General features: G+C 63.9%; 18 protein-coding genes and 6 tRNA genes. 21 read left to right on the plus strand and 3 right to left on the minus strand.

Going from position 1 to position 23,652, the window contains the following annotated elements:
* Positions 1-28 precede the first annotated feature (28 nt).
* The 12 genes from folC (at position 29) to C8C99_RS06620 (ending at position 9,748) form a co-directional block, all read left to right on the plus strand.
* The gene (gene folC, locus C8C99_RS06565; RefSeq protein WP_108627065.1) at positions 29-1,354 is read left to right on the plus strand and encodes a bifunctional tetrahydrofolate synthase/dihydrofolate synthase; all 1,326 of its coding nucleotides are present in this window, start codon (positions 29-31) and stop codon (positions 1,352-1,354) included.
* A gap of 22 nt (positions 1,355-1,376) precedes the next feature.
* Entirely contained in the window at positions 1,377-2,219 is an 843-nt protein-coding gene (locus C8C99_RS06570) for an SPOR domain-containing protein (protein ID WP_108625286.1), read from the plus strand.
* 28 nt (positions 2,220-2,247) lie between these two features.
* Positions 2,248-2,736: a CvpA family protein gene (locus C8C99_RS06575; protein ID WP_056645488.1), complete on the plus strand. Its 489-nt coding sequence runs from the start codon at positions 2,248-2,250 to the stop codon at positions 2,734-2,736.
* Positions 2,737-2,814: 78 nt separating this feature from the next.
* Positions 2,815-4,320 carry an amidophosphoribosyltransferase gene (gene purF, locus C8C99_RS06580; protein WP_056645485.1) on the plus strand — a complete coding sequence of 502 codons (1,506 nt, stop codon included), beginning with the start codon at positions 2,815-2,817 and terminating at the stop codon, positions 4,318-4,320.
* A gap of 146 nt (positions 4,321-4,466) precedes the next feature.
* Positions 4,467-5,888: a glutamate--tRNA ligase gene (gltX, locus tag C8C99_RS06585; RefSeq protein WP_108625287.1), complete on the plus strand. Its 1,422-nt coding sequence runs from the start codon at positions 4,467-4,469 to the stop codon at positions 5,886-5,888.
* Positions 5,889-5,953: 65 nt separating this feature from the next.
* Positions 5,954-6,029 (plus strand) — tRNA-Ala (locus C8C99_RS06590).
* Between the two features lie 32 nt (positions 6,030-6,061).
* Positions 6,062-6,137, plus strand: a tRNA-Glu gene (locus tag C8C99_RS06595).
* Between the two features lie 53 nt (positions 6,138-6,190).
* Positions 6,191-6,267 (plus strand) — tRNA-Asp (locus C8C99_RS06600).
* Between the two features lie 65 nt (positions 6,268-6,332).
* Positions 6,333-6,408 (plus strand) — tRNA-Ala (locus tag C8C99_RS06605).
* Between the two features lie 37 nt (positions 6,409-6,445).
* Positions 6,446-6,521 (plus strand) — tRNA-Glu (locus C8C99_RS06610).
* Positions 6,522-6,574: 53 nt separating this feature from the next.
* Positions 6,575-6,651 (plus strand) — tRNA-Asp (locus tag C8C99_RS06615).
* Between the two features lie 214 nt (positions 6,652-6,865).
* On the plus strand, positions 6,866-9,748 hold the full coding sequence (locus tag C8C99_RS06620; protein WP_108625288.1) for an EAL domain-containing protein: 2,883 nt from the start codon (positions 6,866-6,868) through the stop codon (positions 9,746-9,748).
* Positions 9,749-9,999: 251 nt separating this feature from the next.
* On the opposite strand, the gene C8C99_RS06625 is transcribed toward C8C99_RS06620, so the two are convergent.
* The 3 genes from C8C99_RS06625 to C8C99_RS06635 all read right to left on the minus strand — a co-directional run bounded on the left by C8C99_RS06625 (position 10,000) and on the right by C8C99_RS06635 (position 12,877).
* On the minus strand, positions 10,000-10,758 hold the full coding sequence (locus C8C99_RS06625; protein ID WP_015014461.1) for a 3-hydroxyacyl-CoA dehydrogenase: 759 nt from the start codon (positions 10,756-10,758) through the stop codon (positions 10,000-10,002).
* Between the two features lie 118 nt (positions 10,759-10,876).
* Positions 10,877-11,929 (minus strand): extracellular solute-binding protein, encoded by a 1,053-nt coding sequence (locus tag C8C99_RS06630; RefSeq protein ID WP_056645480.1) that lies wholly within the window; start codon positions 11,927-11,929, stop codon positions 10,877-10,879.
* 399 nt (positions 11,930-12,328) lie between these two features.
* Complete coding sequence (locus tag C8C99_RS06635; protein ID WP_056645474.1) at positions 12,329-12,877, minus strand: phasin family protein; 549 nt, start codon at positions 12,875-12,877, stop codon at positions 12,329-12,331.
* A 200-nt stretch (positions 12,878-13,077) separates the two neighbouring features.
* Here C8C99_RS06635 and C8C99_RS06640 point away from each other — a divergent pair, with 200 nt between their 5' ends.
* The 9 genes from C8C99_RS06640 to C8C99_RS06680 all read left to right on the plus strand — a co-directional run bounded on the left by C8C99_RS06640 (position 13,078) and on the right by C8C99_RS06680 (position 23,620).
* On the plus strand, positions 13,078-14,010 hold the full coding sequence (locus C8C99_RS06640; protein WP_056645470.1) for a histone deacetylase: 933 nt from the start codon (positions 13,078-13,080) through the stop codon (positions 14,008-14,010).
* Positions 14,007-14,489, plus strand: coding sequence for a thioesterase family protein (locus tag C8C99_RS06645; RefSeq protein WP_056645466.1), 483 nt, complete (start codon positions 14,007-14,009; stop codon positions 14,487-14,489). Before C8C99_RS06640 ends, C8C99_RS06645 begins: the two co-directional genes overlap by 4 nt.
* A gap of 230 nt (positions 14,490-14,719) precedes the next feature.
* Positions 14,720-15,940 carry a nicotinate phosphoribosyltransferase gene (gene pncB, locus C8C99_RS06650; RefSeq protein WP_056645463.1) on the plus strand — a complete coding sequence of 407 codons (1,221 nt, stop codon included), beginning with the start codon at positions 14,720-14,722 and terminating at the stop codon, positions 15,938-15,940.
* A 67-nt stretch (positions 15,941-16,007) separates the two neighbouring features.
* Positions 16,008-17,420, plus strand: a complete 1,413-nt coding sequence (locus C8C99_RS06655; RefSeq protein WP_108625289.1) for a sodium:proton antiporter — start codon at positions 16,008-16,010, stop codon at positions 17,418-17,420.
* Between the two features lie 17 nt (positions 17,421-17,437).
* Positions 17,438-18,421: a D-glycerate dehydrogenase gene (locus C8C99_RS06660; RefSeq protein WP_108625290.1), complete on the plus strand. Its 984-nt coding sequence runs from the start codon at positions 17,438-17,440 to the stop codon at positions 18,419-18,421.
* Between the two features lie 75 nt (positions 18,422-18,496).
* On the plus strand, positions 18,497-20,044 hold the full coding sequence (gene rmuC, locus C8C99_RS06665) for a DNA recombination protein RmuC (protein ID WP_108625291.1): 1,548 nt from the start codon (positions 18,497-18,499) through the stop codon (positions 20,042-20,044).
* Entirely contained in the window at positions 20,041-21,231 is a 1,191-nt protein-coding gene (locus tag C8C99_RS06670) for an MFS transporter (RefSeq protein WP_056645452.1), read from the plus strand. Before rmuC ends, C8C99_RS06670 begins: the two co-directional genes overlap by 4 nt.
* A gap of 50 nt (positions 21,232-21,281) precedes the next feature.
* A complete protein-coding gene (locus C8C99_RS06675) occupies positions 21,282-22,619 on the plus strand; it encodes a surface lipoprotein assembly modifier (RefSeq protein WP_108625292.1) in 1,338 nt (445 codons plus the stop codon).
* A gap of 47 nt (positions 22,620-22,666) precedes the next feature.
* Entirely contained in the window at positions 22,667-23,620 is a 954-nt protein-coding gene (locus tag C8C99_RS06680) for a FecR domain-containing protein (protein ID WP_199226345.1), read from the plus strand.
* The last annotated feature ends 32 nt before the right edge of the window (positions 23,621-23,652 follow it).

A 23,652-nucleotide genomic window follows, 5' to 3' on the forward strand; every position in this document is an offset into this window, starting at 1 on the left:
TGCGGGCTCGGCGACAATCCCGGGCTGTATGCAAACCAAACCCCACACCCTGGAAGGCTGGCTGCGCCACTGCGAGCAGCTGCACCCCCGCAACATTGACATGGGCCTGGACCGGGTCGCTGAAGTCGCGCGCCGCATGGCGCTGCGTTTCGAGTGCCCAGTAATCACGGTGGCGGGCACCAACGGCAAGGGATCGACCTGCGCAATGCTCGAAGCGGTGGCGCTGCAGGCGGGTTACCGCACGGGCGTGTACACCTCGCCGCACCTGGTGCACTTTGAAGAGCGCTGCCGCGTGCATGGCGAAATCGTCCCAGCGGCAGATCTGCTGCCCCATTTCGAGGCGGTGGAGGCCGCCAGAACACAGAACGGCAACGAGGTGTCGCTCACGTATTTTGAGTTCACCACCCTGGCCATCCTGCGGCTCATGAGCCATGCCTTGCTGGATGTGGCGATTCTTGAGGTCGGCCTGGGTGGGCGCCTGGACGCCACCAATGTGATCGACACCGACTGCGCCATCATCACCAGCATCGACATCGACCACACAGAGTTTCTGGGCCCGGACCGCGAGAGCATTGGCCGGGAAAAGGCCGGCATCATGCGTACCGGCAGGCCGGTCATCGTGAGTGACCCGATGGCGCCCCAGAGCGTGGTGGACCACGCGCGGGAGATCGGCGCAGATCTGTGGAGTTTTGGGCGCGATTTCAACTTTTCGGGCGACAAGCAGCAGTGGAGCTGGGCTGGCCGGGGGCGGCGTTATGCCGGGCTGGCTTATCCGTCCCTGCGCGGGGCCAACCAGCTGGTGAACGCATCGGGTGTGTTGGCCGCTTTTGAGGCATTGCGTGACCGCCTCCCCGTCACAGCGCAGGCAGTGCGCAACGGCATGGCCCTGGTGGAATTGCCGGGGCGGTTTCAGATCGTACCGGGGCAGCCAACGCTGGTGCTGGATGTGGCGCACAACCCCCACTCCGTGGCGGCGCTCACGGCCAATCTGGATGCGATGGGGTTCTTCCCTACCACCCACGCGGTGTTTGGCGCCATGGCGGACAAAGACCTGGCGCCGATGCTGGCCAAAGTGGGGCCGCTGGTGGACCGTTGGTATTTCACCGATCTGCCCACTCCCCGTGCAGAGTCGGCCGCCGTGTTGCAGCAAAAGTGGAATGCGGTGCACATGGTGGCGGGCGGTCGCCGGGACGTCACGTCCAGCTTGCATGCCGACCCACTGCAGGCCCTGCACGCGGCGGTGGCTGCTGCAGACCCCGCTGATAGAATCGTGGTCTTTGGCTCGTTCTTTACGGTGGGTGGGGTGTTGATCAACGGAACACCTCGCTTGCACGCCAAACATCTGGGCGCCTGAGCGCCTCACGAGTCCTTAGTCCATGGCATTTTTCAAGTTCCGGTGGCCCGGTCAGGGTGAGCAGCAACAGGCCGAAAAGCCGTCCAAGCGCTCGCGCACCCCACAGGCTGAGAGCATCGAAGTGATGCGCCGCCGCGCCCGGCATCGTTTGATTGGCGCAGCGGTGCTGGTGCTGGTGGGGGTCATTGGGTTTCCGCTGCTGTTTGATACCCAGCCACGGCCCATTCCTGTGGATATTCCCATCGAGATCCCGGACCGCAACAAGGTCGCGCCGCTGGTGGTGCCTGCGCCTGTGGTCGATGCCGCCGCGGCCAAGCCAGCAGCGCCCGCCGCCCCAGAGCAAGCACCCGCAGCTGCCGCACAACGGCCTGCACCTTCGCGCACGGCTGCGGCCAATGGTCTGGCGGACGGGGAGGAGCTGGTGCCCAGCGCTCGTCCCGCAGCAGCCAAACCTGCGCCAGCCCCTGCAGCCGCACCCGCCAGGCCCGAGGTGAAACACGAGGCCAAGCCGCCCGTGGCCCCAGCGCCTGCTCCTGCGCCCGAGCCCAAGCCTGTGCGCGCGGACGACTCGGCGCGTGCCCGTGCCTTGTTGGAAGGCCGCAGCACTCCGGTACCAGCGGCAGCGGGTGCCGAGGAGGCGCGTTTCATTGTGCAGGTTGGCGCCTTCGCAGATGCTGAAAAGGCCCGTGAAGCCCGTACCAAGGTGGAACGGGTGGGCCTCAAGACCTATACGCAAGTGGTGGACACCAAAGACGGCAAACGCACTCGTGTGCGTGTCGGCCCGTTCACCAATCGGACAGAGGCAGACAAGGCGGCGGCACGCATCAAGGCGCTGGACCTGTCGGCTTCTGTGCTGACCCTGTAAGCGTTGCTGATCGGGCTACCGTTTGTCCATGGCTGCGCTGGATTGGGTGTTTGTGGCCGTGTTGCTGGCCTCCATGCTGATTGGTGCGTGGCGTGGCCTGGTGTTTGAAGTGCTGTCGGTTCTGGGCTGGGTGGTGTCGTTTTTTGTGGCGCAGTGGTTTGCAGCTGATGCCGCGGCCTTGTTGCCCATGGGCGGTTCGGGCGATTCACTGCGATATGCAGCCGGTTTTGTCGTGGTGTTTGTGGCTTCGGTTTTCGCTTGTGGTTTTCTGGCCTGGATCGCCAAGAAACTGGTGGAGGCGGTAGGCCTGCGCCCTGCCGATCGCACCTTGGGTGCCGTGTTTGGCGTGCTGCGTGGTTTGGTTTTGTTGCTGGCGGTGGCCGTGGTGGCGGGCATCACGCCTGTGCACGAGGCGCAGTGGTGGCAGGAGTCGCAGGGTGCACCGGTCTTGACCGAGGTGCTCAAGGGGTTGAAACCGGCGCTGCCGGACGAATTTGGAAGGCATCTGCCTTCGTGATATCGAAGCGGGAGCGGCCAGAAGCTGCTGCCGTTGGATGACCGCGGGGCTGTTCCCGCAAACGGATGGAATACAACTATGTGTGGAATCGTCGGCGTCGTCAGTCCTGCGCCCGTTAATCAGCTGATCTATGACGCCCTGCTGCTCTTGCAGCATCGCGGTCAGGACGCAGCGGGCATCGTGACCCAGCAGGGCCGCAAATTCTTCATGCACAAGGCCAAGGGCATGGTGCGCGACGTCTTTCGCACGCGCAACATGCGTGCTCTGCCGGGCAACGTGGGCCTGGGCCAGGTGCGCTACCCCACCGCCGGCAATGCCTACAGCGAAGAAGAGGCGCAACCGTTTTACGTCAACGCCCCGTTCGGCATCGTGCTGGTGCACAACGGCAATCTGACGAACGCCCGCGAACTGCGCACCGAGCTGTTCCAGACAGACCATCGCCACACCAACACCGAAAGCGATTCAGAAGTTCTGCTGAACGTGTTTGCGCACGAGCTCGAACGCGCCACGCGCGGTGTGCCGTTGCAGCCCGAGGACGTCTTCACGGCCGTGCGTGCGGTGCACAAGCGCATCAAGGGTTCGTATGCCGTGATCGCGCTGATCGCAGGCCACGGCCTGCTGGCCTTCCGCGACCCGCATGGCATTCGCCCGTTGGCCATGGGCCGCAGCCAGGACGGCACCGTGATGGTGGGCAGCGAGTCGGTGGCGCTGGAAGGCACCTCCCATGTGTTCGACCGCAATATCAACCCAGGCGAAGCGATTTTCATCACGCTCGATGGCCAGGTTCACGCCAGCCAGTGCGCTGAGAACCCGCAGCTCAATCCATGCATCTTTGAGTTTGTGTACCTTGCGCGGCCTGATTCGGTGCTTGACGGCATCTCGGTTTATCAAGCCCGTCTGAACCTGGGTGAAGCCTTGGCCAAACGCGTGGTATCCACCGTGCCGCCCAACGAGATCGACGTGATCATCCCCATTCCCGAGTCCAGCCGCCCCAGCGCCACCCAACTGGCACATCTGTTGGGCGTCCCGTATCGGGAGGGCTTCGTCAAGAACCGCTATGTGGGCCGCACCTTCATCATGCCGGGGCAGGGCGTGCGCAAAAAGTCGGTGCGCCAAAAGCTCAACGTGATCGGCAGCGAGTTCAAGGGCCGCAACGTGCTGCTGGTGGATGACTCCATCGTACGCGGCACGACCAGCCGCGAGATCGTGCAGATGGCGCGCGATGCGGGAGCCCGCAAGGTGTACCTGGCCAGCGCGGCGCCGCCTGTGCGCTACCCCAACGTGTATGGCATCGATATGCCCACCAGCAGCGAACTGGTAGCCCACGGCCGCACGGTTGAAGAGATCCGCCAGGCCATTGGCTGCGACGCGCTTATCTACCAGGATGTGGATGGCATGAAGAAGGCGGTGGGCGCGCTCAATAGCGCCATCGTTGGTTTCGATGCGTCGTGTTTTGATGGCGTGTACGTGACGGGCGACATCACCGCAGAAGGGATTGCCAGCCTGAACGAAGGGCGTGTGGGCGCGGAGGAGGGCGAGGAAGACACCTCGCGCCTTGCTTTGCCCAATGCGCAGGAAGCGTAGCCAAGGACTGGCGCAGCCACCGCTGGCTATCGCACGGGATGCTGGGCCTCCAGTGGAACGGGCGAGGCTTTAGCAGGGCCGGCTGCGCCCGACGACGGATTGACCCATTTTGGAACTGGCCCCGTTGAGGGCCAGCATTGATTGTTATGACTGAAACCATTGCATCCAGCACGGGCCGCGTACGCACCCGTTTCGCACCCTCGCCCACGGGGTTCATCCACCTGGGCAACATCCGCTCGGCCCTGTACCCCTGGGCGTTTGCCCGCGCCACGGGCGGTGACTTCATTCTGCGCATTGAAGACACCGACCTGGAGCGCTCCAGCCAGGCGGCGGTGGACGTCATCATCGAGGGCATGGCTTGGCTCGGTTTGAACCACGACGAAGGCCCGTTCTATCAGATGCAGCGCATGGACCGTTACAAGTCCGTGCTCGCAGACCTGCAGGCCGCAGGGCACGTGTATCCGTGCTACATGAGCGTGGCAGAGCTGGATGCCCTGCGCGAGCGGCAGATGGCTGCCAAGGAGAAGCCCCGCTACGACGGCACGTGGCGCCCCGAATCGGGCAAGACCCTGCCAGCCATTCCCGAGGGCGTGCAGCCCGTGCTGCGCTTCAAGAACCCGCAAGGTGGCGTGGTGGCTTGGGACGACAAGGTCAAGGGCCGCATCGAGATCAGCAACGATGAGCTGGATGACCTGGTCATCGCACGCCCGGATGGCACGCCCACCTATAACTTCTGCGTCGTGGTGGACGATATCGACATGGCGATCACGCATGTGATCCGCGGTGACGACCATGTGAACAACACACCGCGCCAGATCAACATCTTCCGTGCCCTGGGCAAGGAACCTCCGGTGTATGCCCACTTGCCTACGGTGCTGAACGAGCAGGGCGAGAAGATGAGCAAGCGCAATGGTGCCAAGCCGGTCACGCAGTACCGTGATGAAGGCTATTTACCCGACGCCATGGTGAACTACCTGGCCCGCTTGGGCTGGAGCCACGGCGATGATGAGATATTCAGCCGCGAGCAGTTCCTGCAGTGGTTCAACCTGGACCACCTGGGCCGCAGCGCGGCACAGTTCGATGAAGCCAAGCTGCGCTGGGTGAATGCCCAGCACTTGAAAGCCATGGCCGATGACGCGCTGGCGGCGCTGGTTGCTCCGCAATTGCAGGCCCGTGGTGTCTCGGCCGAGGCACTGGCTGATGGCCGTCTCCCTCGCATCTGCGCGCTGTTCAAAGATCGGTGCGACACCACCGTCGTGCTCGCCAACTGGGCGCAAGTTTTTTATGGCGATGTGTCGCCCGTCGATGCAGAGCGTGCGCAGCATGTCACCGACGCCATTGCGCCTGCTCTGGACGCGCTGGCCGATGCGCTGTCTGCGTGTGAATGGGACAAGGCTTCCATCAGTGCGGCGTTCAAGCAGGTGCTGGCTGCCCAGGGCCTGAAGATGCCTCAGTTGGCGATGCCCGCGCGCGTGCTGACGGTCGGAACCGCACACACTCCGTCGGTCGATGCCGTGCTGGAATTGGTCGGACGTGAAAAAGTTGTAGCGCGTTTGCGAAACCGCTAAAAATCTGTCTATAATTCAAGGCTCAGGTGATGACAAAAAATACTAAGTGTTTGAGGTCATTTAGTGGGGGTATAGCTCAGCTGGGAGAGCGCTTGCATGGCATGCAAGAGGTCATCGGTTCGATCCCGTTTACCTCCACCACACAGCTTGATAACGGTTAGTTCTAAGGTTTTGACCCTATCGTCTAGAGGCCTAGGACATCACCCTTTCACGGTGAGTACCGGGGTTCGAATCCCCGTAGGGTCGCCAAGTTCGTAGCACTTGGCTTGTGTTGAGAAATGCAAGCGAAAAGCTGCCTGCCAGGAGTGGTAGTTCAGTTGGTTAGAATACCGGCCTGTCACGCCGGGGGTCGCGGGTTCGAGTCCCGTCCACTCCGCCAGTTATCAGCCGTTGCAAATCTTGAAGATGCAACGGTTCTCTTTGGTGCAAGCCAGAGAAGTTTTGGGGGGTATAGCTCAGCTGGGAGAGCGCTTGCATGGCATGCAAGAGGTCATCGGTTCGATCCCGTTTACCTCCACCAAATTTGTCAGTAGTAGTTCGGTTAGTTCCAAGGTTTTGACCCCATCGTCTAGAGGCCTAGGACATCACCCTTTCACGGTGAGTACCGGGGTTCGAATCCCCGTGGGGTCGCCAAGTTCGTAGCACTTGGCTTGTGTTGAGAAATACAAGCGAAAAGCTGCCTGCCAGGAGTGGTAGTTCAGTTGGTTAGAATACCGGCCTGTCACGCCGGGGGTCGCGGGTTCGAGTCCCGTCCACTCCGCCAGATGCAAACCGCTGCAGTCGCAAGGCTGCAGCGGTTTTTTTATGCCCGGTGTTCTTTGCTGCTTTTCCCTGCAGGCATTGAAGCCGGGCCTGCTGAATGACTGTCGCCCCGGATTGAGCCTGTTACAAGGGGTGGGCCTGTGCAAGAATTGCCGGTACCGGTCGCACCATCGTATCGCTCAGGCGGCCGGTCTTCACAGACCCATTTGGCGCCCATGAACCTTCTTCGGTTGCAGATCCACCCGCAGCACCAGGCCAGTTTCAAAGCTGTGGCACCGGTGCTTTACCTGTTGACCGGTGGATTGGTTGCTGCGTGGGTGTATTTTTCGGTGGCAACCTCCTTGCGGGTGGGGCACTACCTCACGCTGCACCAAGTGCTGGAGACCTTGTCCATTGCCGTGTCGGCGCTGGTGTTTGCCGTGGGGTGGAAGGCGCACAGCCTGAACCCCCAGCGTAACGTCCTCATTCTGGCCTGCGGATTTCTGGGGGTCGCGGTGCTGGACTTTTCGCACATGCTGTCATTTGCCGGCATGCCGGACTACATCACGCCCAACTCAGTGGCCAAGGGCATCAATTTCTGGCTGCCCGCGCGCTACCTGGGGGCGCTGACGCTCTTGGGCGCCGTAGTGCTGCACTGGCGCGCGCCCGGCGATGCGCCCGTTTCAAGCCCGGGTCGGTTGATGGTGCTGGCACTGGTGTTGGCTGTGGTGGTCGCCATCCACGCCGTTGTGTTCTGGTTTCCGCAGTGGTACCCGCAGACCTACGATGCTCAGGGGCTCACGCGGTTCAAGATCGCCGCCGAGTACGGCGTGGTCGCTTTGTATGTTGCGTCGTTGGTGCTGCTGCTGCGCAGTGCGCGCGAGCGCGCCGCCTTTGATGTGGCGAGGCTGTTCGCCGCAGTGTGGGTAATGGCTCTGAGCGAGGTCTTTTTCACGTTTTACGTCATCGCCACGGACGCCTTCAATCTGCTGGGCCATCTGTACAAAGTGGCGGGGTACTACTACCTCTACCGGGCCATTTTTGTGGGCACCATCGAGGCGCCTTACCGGGTGCTCAAGCAGTCCGACAAGGCCATGCGGGCCGTGCTGGATGCGGTCCCCGACTTGATGTTCGAGGTGACTCGCGATGGCCGCTATGTGCAGATCCATACGCGCCAGCCTGAGTTGCTGTTGATGCCGACCAGTGAGGTCATCGGCCGGTCGATCCACGACATCCTGCCGCCTGCGGCCGCAGCGGTGGCGCAGGCGGCAATCGATGCGGCGGCCGAACATGGCCTGGCCCGCGACTTTCAGTACGCGCTGATCTTGCCCGACGGCCAGCATTGGTTTGAGCTCTCTGTGGCACGCAAGGTAATGGACGATGAGGCGGATGATCACTTTGTGGTGCTGTCCCGCGACATCACGCTGCGGGTCCAGACGCTGGATACCTTGCGCAAGCTGCGCCACGCCGTGGAGCAAGCGCCCAACTCCATCTTCATTGCGGGCGCCGATGGCAACATCGAATACGTAAACCCCGCATTCACTGCCACGACGGGCTACAGCCCCGAGGAGGTCATTGGCCGCAACCCGCGCCTGCTGAGCGCGGGTTCCACGCCCGCCAGCGTGTATGCCGACCTGTGGCAGCACCTGGAGTCAGGTCGGCCGTGGCGCGGCGAGTTCGTGAACCGCCGCAAGGGGGGCGCCGAATACCATGAGTCTGCCATCATCTCGCCGCTGCACGACGAGCAGGGCCGCATCACCCACTATCTCGCGGTGCAGGAGGATGTGACGGAACGCAGGCGCGACGAGGAGCGCATTCGCAAGCTGATCAACTTCGACGCATTGACTGGCCTGCCCAACCGCACGATGTTCGCCTCCCGGTTCAGCCAGGCTCTGGCACTTACTCAACGAAGCGGCCACCAGCTGGCCCTGCTGTACCTGGACCTGGACCACTTCAAGAACGTGAACGACTCGCTGGGTCACCAAGTGGGCGACGGGCTGCTGATCGAGATTGCACATCGCTTGCAGTCGGTGGTGCGCGATGAAGACACGGTGTCCCGGCAGGGCGGGGACGAGTTCGTCATCGTGCTGCCCCTGACCGATGCGCAACAGGCGGCCCACGTGGCCGACGAACTGCAGGCGCAGGTGCGTCGCATCTGCAAGCTGGAGCACCACGAGCTGGTAGTGACCTCATCGATCGGGATTGCGATGTACCCCGAAGACGGCGGTGACTTTGAAACCCTGGCGCAGCGTGCCGACGCAGCCATGTTCCGCGCCAAAGAGTCTGGACGCGATACCTATCGGTTCTTCTCCACAGACATGCAGGCGCGTTCGCTCAGGGTGTTGCAGATTGAGAACGCCTTGCGCAGCGCCCTGGTGCAGGGCCAGCTGACGCTGCACTACCAGCCACAAATCCGGCTGCGGGATCGCCAGCTGGTGGGGGTAGAGGCGCTGCTGCGCTGGACTCACCCCGAGCTGGGCACCGTCGGCCCCGCTGAATTCATTCCGGTGGCGGAAAGCAGCGGACAGATTCTGGGCATGGGCGAATGGGTGTTGCGCACCGCGCTGGCCCAGGCCCGGCACTGGCGCGATGCCGGCCACACTGAGCTGGTGGTGGCGGTGAACCTGTCGATGGTGCAGTTTCGCCACCCAGGCCTGGTGGACACGGTGCGCCGGTCGCTGGCCGACAGTGGTGTACCGCCGCAAATGCTGGAGCTGGAGCTGACGGAGAGCATTGCCATGGATGCGCCAGAACAGGTGATTGCCATCGTGCAGCAGCTGTGTGACCTGGGGGTGAAGCTGTCCATCGATGACTTTGGCACGGGGTATTCATCGTTCAGCTACATCCAGCGCCTCAAGGTCCACAAGCTCAAGATCGACCAGTCGTTCGTGCGCCACCTGGGTGATGACCCCAGCGCACCCCACATCGTGCGCGCCATCATTGGCCTGGCACAGAGTCTGGGTCTGGAAACCATTGCCGAAGGCGTGGAGACGGCCGTCCAGGGCGAGGTGCTTTTGGGACTGGGTTGCGACACGGGGCAGGGCTATCACTTCAGCCGTCCGGCGCCCGCCACGGACCTGGACGGTATGTTGACCCAGGGCCACGCGGTACCGGGTTGAGCGGCCGAGGAGAGGCCAGAGGCGATCGCATGGTCAACGCGGAACCGCCGCGTTGTCAGCGCGGCGAGTGGGCGGGCAGGCGGCAATTGGGGGGCGTGTTTGGCGCGCCTGAAACAGGAGCCACTCCAAGCCTTTGTGTGGCCAATTTTGTGCCAAACAAGCCCTATGCGCAGAGGAAATATGCCTGGATAGCTATCGAATAAATAGCATTCAGGCGGTCCTTAGAGCCCCTGCCCAAGCTCAGTCGAGGCTCAGCGAGGTGCCAGGCGAATGGCACCGTCCAGGCGAATCACCTCGCCATTGAGCATGTCGTTTTCAAGGATGTGGCGCACCAGCTTGGCATAGTCCTGGGGGGTGCCCAGGCGGCTGGGGAAGGGCACGCCAGCGGCCAACGCGTCCTGCACTTCTTGCGGCATGCCAAACAGCATGGGGGTACCAAAAATGCCAGGGGCAATGGTCATGTTGCGGATGCCGTTGCGGGCCAGGTCACGGGCAATCGGCAGGGTCATGCCTACCACGCCGCCCTTGGAGGCGGCGTAGGCGGCCTGGCCGATCTGTCCGTCATAGGCGGCCACGCTGGCCGTGGAGATCAGTACGCCGCGCTCGCCCGTGGACTCAGGCTCGTTCTTGCTCATGGCCTCGGCGGCCAGGCGGATCATGTTGAAGCTGCCGATCAGATTGACCGTGATGGTCTTGCTGAACAGGGCCAGCGCATGTGCGCCGTTCTTGCCAACGGTCTTTTCCGCAGGGGCGATGCCCGCGCAGTTCACGAGGCCCACCAGTTTCCCGAGCGACACCGCCTTGGCCACGACGGCCTGGCCATCGGCCTCGTTGCTCACATCGCATTTCACAAACGCGCCGCCGATTTCCTTGGCCACGGCCTCGCCTTTTTCTGCCTGCATGTCGGCAATGACCACGGTGCCGCCCTGGGCGGCCAGCATGCGTGCCGTGCCTTCGCCCAAGCCCGACGCGCCGCCGGTGACGATGAATACCTTGCCTTGGATGTCCATGGTTGTCTCCATTAAGTGACGTTAACGTAAACGTCAATTATGGCGCATCTCCCAGCCGTGCCGAAGGCGAAAAAAGCCCGGACGAGGCCGGGCTTGTGGTGGGTGAGGCAGGGGCGGCTTACTGGAAGCCCACGCGGTCCAGCATCTGCTGCACCTTGGTCGTGTTGGCGCCCACCGCGCTGATCGGGATGGTTTCGCTCTTGAAGGGCTTGCCGCCAGTCATGGCCTTGAGGGCGGGGTTGTCCAGTGTCACGCCCTTGGCGGCGGGCCACTCATTGTTGCCATTGGCAAAGTAGTTCTGTGCCTCGGGGCTGGCCAGGTATTCGAGGAACTTGACGGCATTGGCCTGGTTCTTGGAGTGCTTGGCCACCGCGCCACCAGCGATGTTCAGGTGCGTGCCCCAGGACTCCTGGTTGGGGAACACCACGCCCACCTTGTTGACCACTGCCACATCCTCGGGTGCGTTGGAGCGCATCATGCGAGCCAGGTAGTAGGTGTTGGTCACTGCAATGTCGCATTCGCCTGCGGCCACGGCCTTGATCTGGTCGGTGTCGCCGCCCTTGGGTGGGCGGGCCAGGTTGGCCACCATGCCCTTGAGCCAGGCCTCGGCTTTTTGTTCGCCCAAATGCTCGGTGACTGCGCCGAACAGGCTCAGGTTGTAAGGGTGCGAGCCGGAGCGGATGCACAGCTTGCCCTTGTTCTTGGGGTCACCCAATTCTTCATACGTGTCCACATCGGCCTTTTGCATTTTGACCTTGTTGTAGACGATCACGCGCGCGCGGGTGGACAGTCCAAACCACGAAATGCCGCCGTCCGCCGCAGGTTGGCTGCGCAGGTTGGCGGGGATGGCATCGTTCAGCACCTTGGACTGGATGGGCTGGAACAGGCCATCGACCTCACCCTTGTACAGGCGGGCGGCGTCCACCAGCAGGATCACGTCGGCAGGGGAGGCGGAGCCCTCGGCCTTCAGGCGGGCCAGGATGCCGGCGTCGTCGGCGTCCACGCGGTTGATCTTGATGCCCGTGGCCTTGGTGAAGCCCGTGTAAAGCGCTTCGTCGGTGGAGTAGTGGCGGGCCGAGTAGAGGTTGACCACTTGTTCCTGGGCATGCACGGCGCCTGCAGCGGCGGCCAGGGCACAAGCGCTCAGCAAGGCTTTCACAGTCTTCGACATGGGTTGCGTCTTTCGGGGTTGAAACTGCGCCAATGATAAAGCAAACGCGAATTATTCTTAATAAATATCCGATTCGACGGCTGGATTTGGGGTCTGGATTTGACGTGGAGCAAGGGCCAGGCACTGGGTAACGGCATTGCGGCGCGTTGGGCGAGTGCGTCCAAAGTGCCGATCAACATCCGGCCTCGGGCCAGGTCGAATGGGCTTGTATTGCGCGCAGGCAAAAAAAAGCCCAGTCGTAAAACCGGGCTTTAAAAGGATCCTTGAAACGGGGGTTTCGAGAGGATCCAAGGAGACAACTGGGGCGCTGTTGACAAGGTCAGCAGCGCATGGATTGCATTATCAGGGTATTCCCTGAACGCGGCCTAGAGGTTGCACTCCAGACCGCCAACATGGCGATTAACGCTTGCGGGGAGCGGCCGTCTTGGCAGCGTTGGCAGCGGTGTTGGCCACAGCGTTGAAGTTGGCTTCTGCCACGTCAGACGCTTGCTTGACGGCCTTTTGCACCGACTCAAACGCGTTGTTGGCGGCCGACACGGCGCTCTTCATCACGGCGACGGCGGTTTCGGAGCCGGCAGGGGCGTTCTTGGCGGCGCTGTCCACCAGGTTGGTGAAAGCCTTTTGTGCGTCGGTGGCCTGGGTTTCGAAAGCCTTGCCGAATTCGGCACCGGTGCCCGAAGCGATGTCATACAGGTGACGGCTGTAGGCGGCGGTCTTTTCAGCCAGGGGCTGGAACAGGCCAGCTTGCAGGGCCAGCAGCTCTTGTGCGTCCTTCACGCCCAGCACGGCTTGGGTGTGGTTGGCGGCTTCGGACAGGGCAGCGCGCGAAGCGGTCACGTTCAGTTCGACCAGCTTTTCCACGCCTTCGAACGCCTTGGTGGTCAAGCCAAACAGGGTTTCGATGTTGGCCTTGTGGGATGCCAGGATTTGTTCTGCGGTCAGCGACATGTCATATCTCCTAAGAATGAGGGCCCGAAGGGCCGGGGTGGTTCACAGACATCTGCGCTGACCTTGACCGGGTGAGTCATGTTGCAGTGCAGCATGGGTTGAATTTTAGGGGCTTGCTGCGCTATTGCAAGGGGTTTTTGTTGCGGTGCAGCAAATTAGACACGATCACCCAGAAATCCCCGACTTGCCACAATTGCGTCATGCACGCCTACTATGCCGACCACTTCGTGTTGCCCTTGCCCGAAGGCCATCGCTTCCCCATGGCCAAGTACCGCATGCTGCGCGATCGGATCGCTGCGCACCTGCCTGACGCGCTGTTGAAGGAAGCTTTGCCAGCCTCGGATGAGGCGCTGGCGCGGGTGCATAGCCAGCAGTACATCGACGCCATCGCCCACGGAACGCTGGCGCCCCCGGCGCAGCGGGAGATCGGCTTTCCCTGGAGCCCGGCCATGGCCGAGCGCGCGCGCCGCTCGGTGGGCGCCACCCTGGCGGCCACCCGCGCCGCGTGGCGCGAGGGGGTGGCGGGCAACCTGGCGGGTGGCACGCACCACGCGTATGCCGACAAGGGCAGCGGCTTTTGTGTATTCAACGATGTGGCGGTGGCTGCCCGGCAGGTACAGGCCGATCACCTGAACGATGGATCGGGCTGGCCGTTGCAGGTGGCGGTGATCGACCTGGATGTGCACCAGGGCAATGGCACAGCCCATATCTTTCAGTGCGACGACAGTGTGTTCACCCTGTCGCTGCACGGCGCGCGCAACTTTCCGTTTCGCAAGGAGCCGAGCGACCTGGATGTGGAGCTGCCCGACGGGTGTGCTGATGATGAGTACCTGCACGCGCTGGACCAGGCCCTGGACGCGCTGGACCACCGCTGCAAGCCAGATCTGGTGTTTTATCTTGCGGGTGCGGACCCCCATGTGGGCGATCGGCTGGGGCGTCTTGCTGTCACCCACGATGGGCTGGAGGCACGCGACCGGCGGGTATTTGACTGGGCCTGGCAGCGGCGCATTCCCACGGTGTTCGTCATGGCGGGCGGCTACGGCGACGACCTGGAGGACACGCTGCAGGCGCAACTCACCACCTGGCGCGTGGCCTGGCAGTACCACCAGCGCTGGCAGAATGTGCGGCCATGACCTCTGCCGCCAGCACCCCGTCCACCACTCCATCCGTGCCCGCCCGCCCGGCTCCGCAGCCGCGCAGCGCCTACCGCGTGTTCCGCCCCATCACCACGCGCTGGGCCGACAACGACGTGTATGGCCACGTGAACAACGTCGTGTACTACAGCTGGTTCGATACGGCGGTGAATGCCCACCTGATCGACCAGGGCGTGCTCGACATCCACGCGGGTGGAACCATCGGCCTGGTCATCGAAACCCAGTGCAATTACTTCGCGCCGCTGGCGTTCCCGCAGACGGTGGAGGCTGGCATCCGCGTTGCGCGGCTGGGGGGCTCCAGCGTGCGCTACGAGGTGGGCCTGTTTGCGCAAGGCGAGCCGATGACGGCAGCGGCGGGCCACTTCATCCATGTGTATGTGGACCGCGAAACCCGTCGCCCGGTGGCCGTGCCAGACGCGTTGCGCGCCGTGCTGCAGGCGCTGGTCATGCCAGGTTGATGGGCGGCGGCACGCTGCTGCCATTGATTTGATAGCAAAGGGCGCAGGTGCGATGTGCGCCCTGGCCCGAAATGGCGCTAAATGCAGGTGGTGGCTGAACACTGGCTGACGCCGCTGTGTGCACCAAGCGCCGGGCGCTGTGATGGCCTACACTTTGCGGCTTTATTGCCCGGTTTGCGACCGGTGCGCTGCGTACTTTGCGTGCGCGGTTTCTAAGGCTTGCCCTGTCCATGATCATCACCAGCCTGCTCGACACCGACCTGTACAAGTTCACCATGATGCAGGTGGTGCTGCACCAGTTTCCGGGGGCGCAGGTTGAATACAAGTTCAAGTGCCGCAACCCTGGCGTGCAGCTGGCGCCCTTTGCCAACGAGATCCGCGATGAGATCCGTTCGCTGTGCAGCCTCCAGTTCCAGGACGCCGAGCTGACCTACCTGCGGTCGCTGCGTTTCATCAAGAGCGACTTTGTGGATTTTCTCGGGCTGTTCAAGCTCAACGAGAAATACATCACCGTCACGCCCCAGCACAACGGCGAGATAGACATCACCATCCGCGGGCCCTGGCTGCACACCATCCTGTTCGAGATCCCGGTGCTGGCCATCATCAACGAGGTGTACTTCCGCAACACGCAGAAGGTGCCCGACTTTCCTGAAGGCCGCCGCCGGCTCGACGCCAAGATTGCGCTGCTGCAGGGCGAGGGTCTGTCCGACCTCAAGATTGCCGACTACGGCACGCGCCGCCGCTTCTCGCGCGCCTGGCACGAAGAAGTGCTGCGCGTGCTGGTGGCCCGCCTGGGTACAGGCGACCGCCGCCCCGGCGCTCCCGCAGGTCCGGGGCAGTTTGCGGGCACCAGCAACGTGCTGTATGCGATGAAGCTGGGCGTGACCCCCTTGGGAACCATGGCACACGAGTATCTGCAGGCCTGCCAGGCGCTGGGGCCGCGCCTGCGTGACAGCCAGGTGTTCGGGTTTGAAGTGTGGGCCAAGGAATACCGGGGTGACCTGGGCATTGCGCTGTCGGATGTGTACGGCATGAGTGCCTTCCTGCGCGACTTCGATCTGTACTTCTGCAAGCTGTTCGACGGCGCACGGCACGACAGCGGCGACCCGTTTGCTTGGGGGGAGCGCCTGCTGGACCACTACCGCAAGAACCGCGTGGACCCGCTGACCAAGACGCTGATTTTCAGCGATGCGCTCACCATCCCACGCACGATCGAGCTGTACCAGCAGTTCCGTGGGCGCTGCCAACTGGCCTTTGGCATTGGCACCAACCTGACCAATGACCTGGGCAGTCCGCCTGCCCACGAGCCCTTGCAGGTGGTCATCAAGATGACGCGCTGCAACGACCAGCCCGTGGCCAAGCTGTCCGACACGCCGGGCAAAGGCATGTGCGATGACGAGAAATACCTGGCCTACCTGCGCCAGGTCTTCGATATCCCATCGCCGGCTTGACCGCGCAGCGCGGGTGTTACCACCCTGCGAGGCCCTGACTTTTGACAATGAGACGGAGACAAAAACCATGAAATTTTCGCGCGGGCTGGCGGTTGCCGGCTTCCTCGCAGTGCTGCCCGGCCTGGCGCTGGCGGCCGATATCGACGGCGGTACGCTGTCCGTGCTGTGGGGCGTGCCCTTTGCGGGCATCCTGCTGTCGATTGCGCTCATGCCGTTGCTGGCGCCCATCTTCTGGCACCACCACTTTGGCAAGGTGGCCGCGGGTTGGGCCTTGGCGTTTTTGCTGCCGTTCGCGGTGGTGTTTGGCCCCGGTGCAGCGGGGGCGAGCTTTGCGCACGCACTGGTGGCCGAATACATTCCCTTCGTCATCCTGCTCACGGCGCTGTTCACCGTGGCGGGGGGCATCTACATACGGGGCAACCTGCACGGCAGTCCGGCGCTCAACACCGCCATCCTGGCCATTGGCGCGGCGCTGGCCAGCGTCATGGGCACCACGGGCGCGTCGATGCTGCTGATCCGACCGTTGATTCGTGCCAACGACAACCGCAAGCACACGGCGCATGTGGTGGTGTTCTTCATCTTCATCGTCTCCAATGCCGGGGGCTCGCTCACCCCGCTGGGTGATCCGCCGCTGTTCCTGGGTTTCCTGAAGGGGGTGGACTTCTTCTGGACGGTGGGGCACATCTTCCCCGAGACCCTGTTCCTGGTGGGCGCGCTGCTGGCCATCTTCTTCATGATGGACTCCTGGTACTACCACCGGCGTGAAGAAGTGCTCAAGGCCGACCCGACCCCCGACACCAGGGCCATCGGCTTTGACGGCAAGGCCAACTTTGCGCTGCTGGGCGTGGTGGTGGCGCTGGTTCTGCTCAGTGGCTTGTGGAAGTCTCCCGTGTCGTTCACCATTGCCGGAGCCGATGTAGGCCTGCCCGGTATCGTGCGGGACGTGGGCCTGATCCTGGTGGCGCTGGTGTCCCTGCGCGTCACCCCCAAGCAGGTGCATGAGGACAACCAGTTCAGCTGGGGCCCCATGCAAGAGGTCGCCAAGCTGTTTGCAGGCATATTCCTCACCATCGTCCCGGTCATTGCCATGCTCAAGGCGGGCGTCAACGGCCCCTTCGGCGCCGTGGTGGCTGCCGTGACCCGGCCCGACGGCACGCCAGATCCGGCCATGTACTTCTGGGCCTCCGGGGCGCTCAGCTCCTTCCTCGACAACGCGCCCACTTACCTGGTTTTCTTCAACACCGCCGGTGGCGACCCCGCCGTGCTGATGACCACCCTGGCCCCCACGCTGGCGGCCATCTCGGCGGGCTCGGTCTTCATGGGAGCCAACAGCTACATCGGCAACGCGCCCAACATGATGGTCAAGGCCATTGCCGAAGACCGGGGTGTGAAGATGCCCAGCTTCTTTGGCTACATGCTGTGGTCGGGCGGCATTCTGGTGCCGCTGTTCATCGTGATGACGTTTATCTGGTTCCGTTGATTGGAGTTTTGAGCGCTATGAGCAAACCCCGCATCCTGGTCGCCCGCGCGATCTTTCCCGACATTGTGGACCGCCTGCGCCAACACTTCGATGTGGAAGACAACCCCAACGACGTGATCTGGTCGCCGCAAGAGCTGGCCGCCCGCCTGGCTGACAAGGACGGGGTGCTGACCACAGGCAGTCAGCGCATCGATGCCGCACTGCTGGCCGCCGCGCCACGCCTCAAGGTCTGCGCCAACATGGCCGTGGGCTACAACAACTTTGACGTGGACGCCATGACCACAGCCGGCGTTCAGGGCACCAACACGCCCGACGTACTGACCGAGACCACGGCCGACTTTGGCTTTGCGCTCTTGATGGCCACGGCCCGCCGCATGACCGAGAGCGAGCATTACCTGCGCGCCGGTAAATGGACCAAGTGGAGCTACGATATGTTCGCGGGCGGCGACATCCACGGCAGCACGCTGGGCATCATCGGCATGGGCCGCATCGGGCAGGGCATTGCCAAGCGTGGTGCGCACGGCTTTGGCATGAAGGTGGTCTATCACAACCGCTCGCGCCTGTCGCCCGAGCTGGAAGCCGAATGCAAGGCCACCTATGTGGGCAAAGACGAGCTGCTGCGAACGGCCGACCACGTGGTGTTGGTAGTGCCGTACAGCGCGGCATCGCACCACACCATCGGCGCGGCCGAGCTGGCGCTGATGAAGCCCACGGCCACCCTCATCAACATTGCGCGCGGCGGCATCGTGGACGACGCCGCTTTGGCGGTGGCCCTGCGCGAAGGGCGCATTGCTGCGGCGGGGCTGGATGTGTTCGAGGGCGAGCCCAGTGTGCACCCCGATCTGCTCACCGTGCCCAACGTAGTGCTCACCCCGCACATTGCCAGTGCCACCGTGCCCACACGCCGCGCCATGGCCAACCTGGCGGCCGACAATCTGATCGCGTTCTTTGACGGGCGCGGGCCACTCACACCGGTGAACCAGCCCTCCGCACTGCGCTGAGACGAAGATTGGGCCAAATCGCCTGTATGCGCTAGTCGAATATGCCCTGATAGCTATCAAAAATATAGTAAACCATTGACCACTGACACTCTCGTTCTATTGGCTGCGCTGGCATTGGCGCTGGTACTTTTGGTGGTGCTGTTGCTGCGCCGTCCCCGGATAGACCTGCCGCCCGAATGGCTGGCTCGCCAGCAGGCGCTGGAGCGCACCGTGCAGGCCACCCAGATTGCAGTGGCCAAGAATGACGGCGCGCTGGACGGCATGGGCCAGCAGCTGCGCGGCTTCACGCAAACCACGCAGACCACGCTGGAGGGGCTGCGCCACGCGGTGGACGAGCGATTGACACAAGCGGTGGCCGAATCGCGCAACGGCCGCGCCGAGCTGCTGGCGGCCTTTGGCGTGTTTGAGGCGCGGCTGGAGCAGCGCCTCACGGCCCTGGACGCCGCCACACGCCTCACGCTCGACTCGCTCAAAGGCGACACCCAGTCGCAGCTGGGCGCGATGTCGCAGGCGCTCAAGGACCAGCTCGAAGCCAACAGCTTTCAGATCAAAAACCAGTTTGCCGTGCTGCAAGACGCCGTGTCGCAGCAGCTCACCGGACTGGTGCAGGGCAGCCAGCACAACGCCGAACAACTGCGGACCGCGCTCAACGAGCGCTTGGCCGCCATCCAGGCCGACAACGCCACCAAGCTTGAAGAAATGCGCCGCACGGTGGACGAAAAGCTCCACGCCACGCTGGAGCAGCGCCTGGGCGAATCTTTCAAGCTTGTCAGCGACCGGCTCGAACAAGTGCACAAGGGCCTGGGCGAGATGCAGACCCTGGCGGGCAGCGTGGGCGACCTGAAACGTGTGATGACGAATGTGAAGTCGCGCGGCACCTGGGGCGAGATGCAGCTGGGCGCCATCATCGACAACGTGCTCACGCCCGACCAGTTCGCGCGCAACGTCAAGACCGTGCCGGGCAGCGATGAGCTGGTGGAGTTTGCCATTCGCCTGCCGGGCAAGAGTGACGAGCACCCGGTGTGGCTGCCCATCGACTCCAAGTACCCGGTGGAGCAATACCAGCGCCTGCTGGACGCGCAGGACGCCGCCGACAAGGTGGCCATCCTGTCCGCAGGCAACGCGTTCGAGGCCTCCATCAGGCTCGAAGCGAAGAAGATATTTGCCAAGTACGTCTCCCCCCCGCATACCACCGACTTTGCCGTGCTCTACCTGCCCACCGAAGGCCTGTTTGCCGAGGTGATGCGTCGCCCCGGCCTGGTCGAAGCCGTGCAGAACGACTGCCGCGTGATGATCACCGGCCCGGCCAATCTGGCTGCCATGCTCAACAGCCTGCAGATGGGTTTCAAGACGCTGGCCATCGAGAAGCGCTCGTCCGAGGTGTGGAGCCTCTTGGGCGTGGTCAAGACCGAGTTTGCCAAGTTTGGCGATGTGGTCGAGGCCACCAAGAAATCCATCGACGCCGCCGCCAAGAAGTTTGACGAGGTGGGCGTGCGCACCCGGGCCATCCAGCGCAAGCTGCGTGATGTGCAGGACCTGCCCGCGCCCGATACCGCCGTGCAGCAGGCGGGGGGCCGCACGGCGGCGCTGCCGGGGCTGGATGCGGAGGATGATTTGCTGTGAACTGGGCCCTAGCGCGGTTGATTGCGGGGCAGATCTGCGTGCACGCCTGCATGGCCGGCATGCGCATGGCTGCACCGCTGCTTGCGCTGCGCGAGGGCCACAGCGCAGCGGCCGTGGGGGTGTTGCTCGCGCTGTTCGCACTCACGCAGGTGTTTCTGGCCTTGCCCGCAGGGCGCTATGCGGACCGCCATGGCCTCAAGCGCCCCGTGGGCTATGCGGTTGCCGTGGCGTCGGCAGGGGCTGCACTGGCGCTGGCGTTCCCGGTTTTCCCGGTGTTGTGTGCGGCCGCCTTGATGACCGGAGGGGCCAGCGGCGCCGCAATCATTGCGCTGCAGCGCCATGTGGGCCGCGCCGCGCACGATGCCACGCAGCTCAAGCAGGTGTTCAGCTGGCTGGCCATTGGGCCTGCGGTGTCCAACTTCATCGGGCCCTTCTGTGCGGGGCTCATGATCGACAACGCGGGCAGTGCGGCGGGCAGCACAGAAGGCTACCGCGCCGCCTTCGCCCTGATGGCGGTGCTGCCCCTGCTCACCTGGTTCTGGGTGCGCGACACGGTGGAACTTCCGCCTGTGATCGCCGCCGCAGGCGGTCCTCCGCAGCGCGCGTGGGACTTGATGAACGACCCACCGTTTCGCCGCCTGCTCCTGGTCAACTGGATCTTGTCCTCGTGCTGGGACGTACACACCTTCGTGGTCCCGCTGCTGGGGCACGAGCGCGGCTTGTCGGCGTCGGTCATTGGCTCCATCCTGGGGGCATTCGCCATTGCCGCCGCCGTCATCCGGGTGCTGATGCCCATCGTTGCGGAGCGGCTGCGCGAGCGGGTGGTGGTAGCGGGCGCCATGCTGGCTACGGCGGTACTGTTTGGTGCCTACCCGCTGCTGCACAGCGCGCTGGCCATGGGCGCATGTTCGGTGCTGCTGGGGTTTGCGCTGGGCTCGGTGCAGCCCATGGTGATGAGCCTGCTGCACCAGATCACGCCGCCCGCCCGCCATGGCGAGGCGCTGGGCCTGCGGCTCATGGCCATCAACGCATCCAGCGTGCTCATGCCCATGTTGTTTGGCTCTGCGGGTGCCGTGATTGGTGTGGGAGGGCTTTTCTGGGTGGTGGGAGGAGCCGTTGGCGGGGGCGCGCGAATCGCATGGCGCATGGGTGAAAAGCACTCCACAAAGCTCCCACAAAAAGAGTAAACAGGTGTAAATTGCCTCCACCCGGCAGCGGGTTTCGAGAGGGGGCGGTCATGTACCTGCGAAATTGGTCACGGCGCGTGCTGCCATGGTGCGTGGTACTGGCGTGGGGTGGCGGGCTGTCCTGCAGTGCGCGAGCTGATGGCGTGGTGGAGCAGGCGCAGGCGCTGGTGCAACAAGGCCAGGCCCAGCAGGCGTTCCGTTTGCTGGACGCGGACGAGGCGCAGCGCGCTGGCGACCCTGCTTTTGATGCAGCCATGGGTGAAGCGGCGCACGCTGCAGGCCAGTACACGCGAGCGATCATGGCGCGCGAGCGATGGCTCGCCGCGCAGCCGGGCAGCCTGGAGGCCCAGGTGGCACTGGGGCAGTCCCTGCAGGCCGCGGGCGACCGCAGGGGCGTCATGGCCCTGCCTGCGCCGGTGCAGGCAGCACTCATCCCGGTGGATGCTGGGCACACCCTCGATCAGTTTTTGTATTCGTATGATCGCCTGGAGGCCGGTGGGCGCTCTTCGATCAAGGGCTATGTAGAGCTGGGCATGGGGCATGACTCCAACGCCAACGCTGGGCCCGTGGTGGGCGACCTGCAGTCGCCCGTGCCGGGCACCCCCGCGTGGGCTCTGCTGCCCGAAGCCCGGGCAACCTCGGGCAACTATGTGGTGGCCCAAGCGGGGCTGCGGGGGCGGGCGGTGCTCAATGCGCGGTGGTCCGTGGTGGGCACTGCGGTGGGCGCCGCGCGGCACTATGGAGGCGAGGCGGACCGGCTGGACCACACGGCGCTCGACGGCACCCTGGGGCTGGCCTGGCGTACCGAGCGCCATGAGCTGATTGCGTCTGGCCAAGGGTCCTACTACGCGCTGGACGGCACGCGGCTGCGCACCATGGGCGGCGTGCTGGGTGAATGGATTTACCGTATTGACGGGTTTCGCCAGTGGGGCAGTTTTGTGCAGGTGCTCGACGTGCGGTACCCCGACCAGGCACTGCGCAACGTGCGCCGGAGCGTGGTGGGCACGTCGTATTCCCATCTGTTTCGCAACGGTTCGTCGGCCTATGGGGGCGTGTACGGTGGCCGGGAGCGGGCGCAGGCAAGCGGTGCCGACGCGCTGGGTCATCGACTGTGGGGCCTGCGGGCCGGAGGGCAGTGGCCCCTGGCGCCTCAGTGGTCTGTGTTTGCCAATGCAGACTGGGAGCACCGGCGCTACGGCGGCCAGGACCCGTTTTTCGCGGTCACCCGTACCGACCGGCAGGCCCAGCTGGCCCTGGGACTGAACTGGACACCATCGCCGGGTTGGCGGGTCACGCCGCAATGGTCGTTCACGCGCAACGCGTCCACGCTGCCCATCACCGACTATGAGCGCCGGGTGTTTTCCGTCACCGTGCGCCGGGAGTTCTGAATGCTTTGGCATAGCGGGTCCTGTGCCGACTCACCTTGGAGTTGTCTATGACGTCAGACCAAAAACGCTCGCGGCTGGCGCTGCTGATGGGCATGGTGGCGGCCTGGCCACTCACAGGGCTGGCCGCTGCCGGGCTGGTGCAGTTCACGGCCGGGGATGTGCAGCTGCGGCGGGGTGAAACTCTGTCGAGACTGTCCAAAGGGGCAGAACTGGATGGCGGGGATGTGGTGCTTACCGGCACCGAGGGCAGGGCGCAGATACGGTTTTCAGATGGTGGCCTGGTGGCCTTGTACCCGGACTCGCAGTTCACCGTCACCCGGTATGCCGACGGTGCGGGTACGGGTGAGGACCATTTTGTGGTCAACCTGTTACGGGGAGGAATGCGCGCGCTCACCGGGCTGATCGGCAAACGTAACCCGGCCAACTACAAGGTGGTCACACCGACGGCGGTGGTGGGGATCCGGGGCTCCGCCTTCTTGCTGGCCATCGATGCCAACGGCGAGGTGTTCGTGTCGGGTGAGCAGGATGAGATCGAGGTGTGCACCCAGGCGGGCTGTGTGGGGGTGACGGCGGGTGAAGCCGTGTTGGTGGTGTCGGATCAGGAGCTGCCGGTCTACACCCACACCCGCGCCCTGCTGCCGGTGCCCCAGGTACAGACTCCTTTGCTGGCGGGCGATCAGCTGGATGTGCAGGGCCGCCGTGCATTCGTGTACATCGTTCCTGCGCCGGTGCCCGTACCCGTTCCACCCCCACCGGAGGCTGCGCCGCCACCGGCACCCGTGCCGGTCTCGCCGCCGCCTCCCACGGGTGCGCCGCAGCCGGGGATTCCTGCGCCGCCTGCGCCCACGCCAACGACGCCGCCACCTCCGCCCACGCGGCCGACAGCGCCACCAGTGACTACGACGCCGCCGCCTCCAACGGTACGGCCACCGATTGTCTTCATCCCGGTGCTGCCTATCATCCGGCTACCGCCGCCACCGCCACCACCTGTGATTCGATAGCGAGGAGGGTTGCAGCCATCTGACGCGCGCGC

The sequence above is a fragment of the Acidovorax sp. 107 genome, assembly GCF_003058055.1.
In the GTDB taxonomy this organism is placed as follows: Bacteria; Pseudomonadota; Gammaproteobacteria; order Burkholderiales; family Burkholderiaceae_C; genus Acidovorax.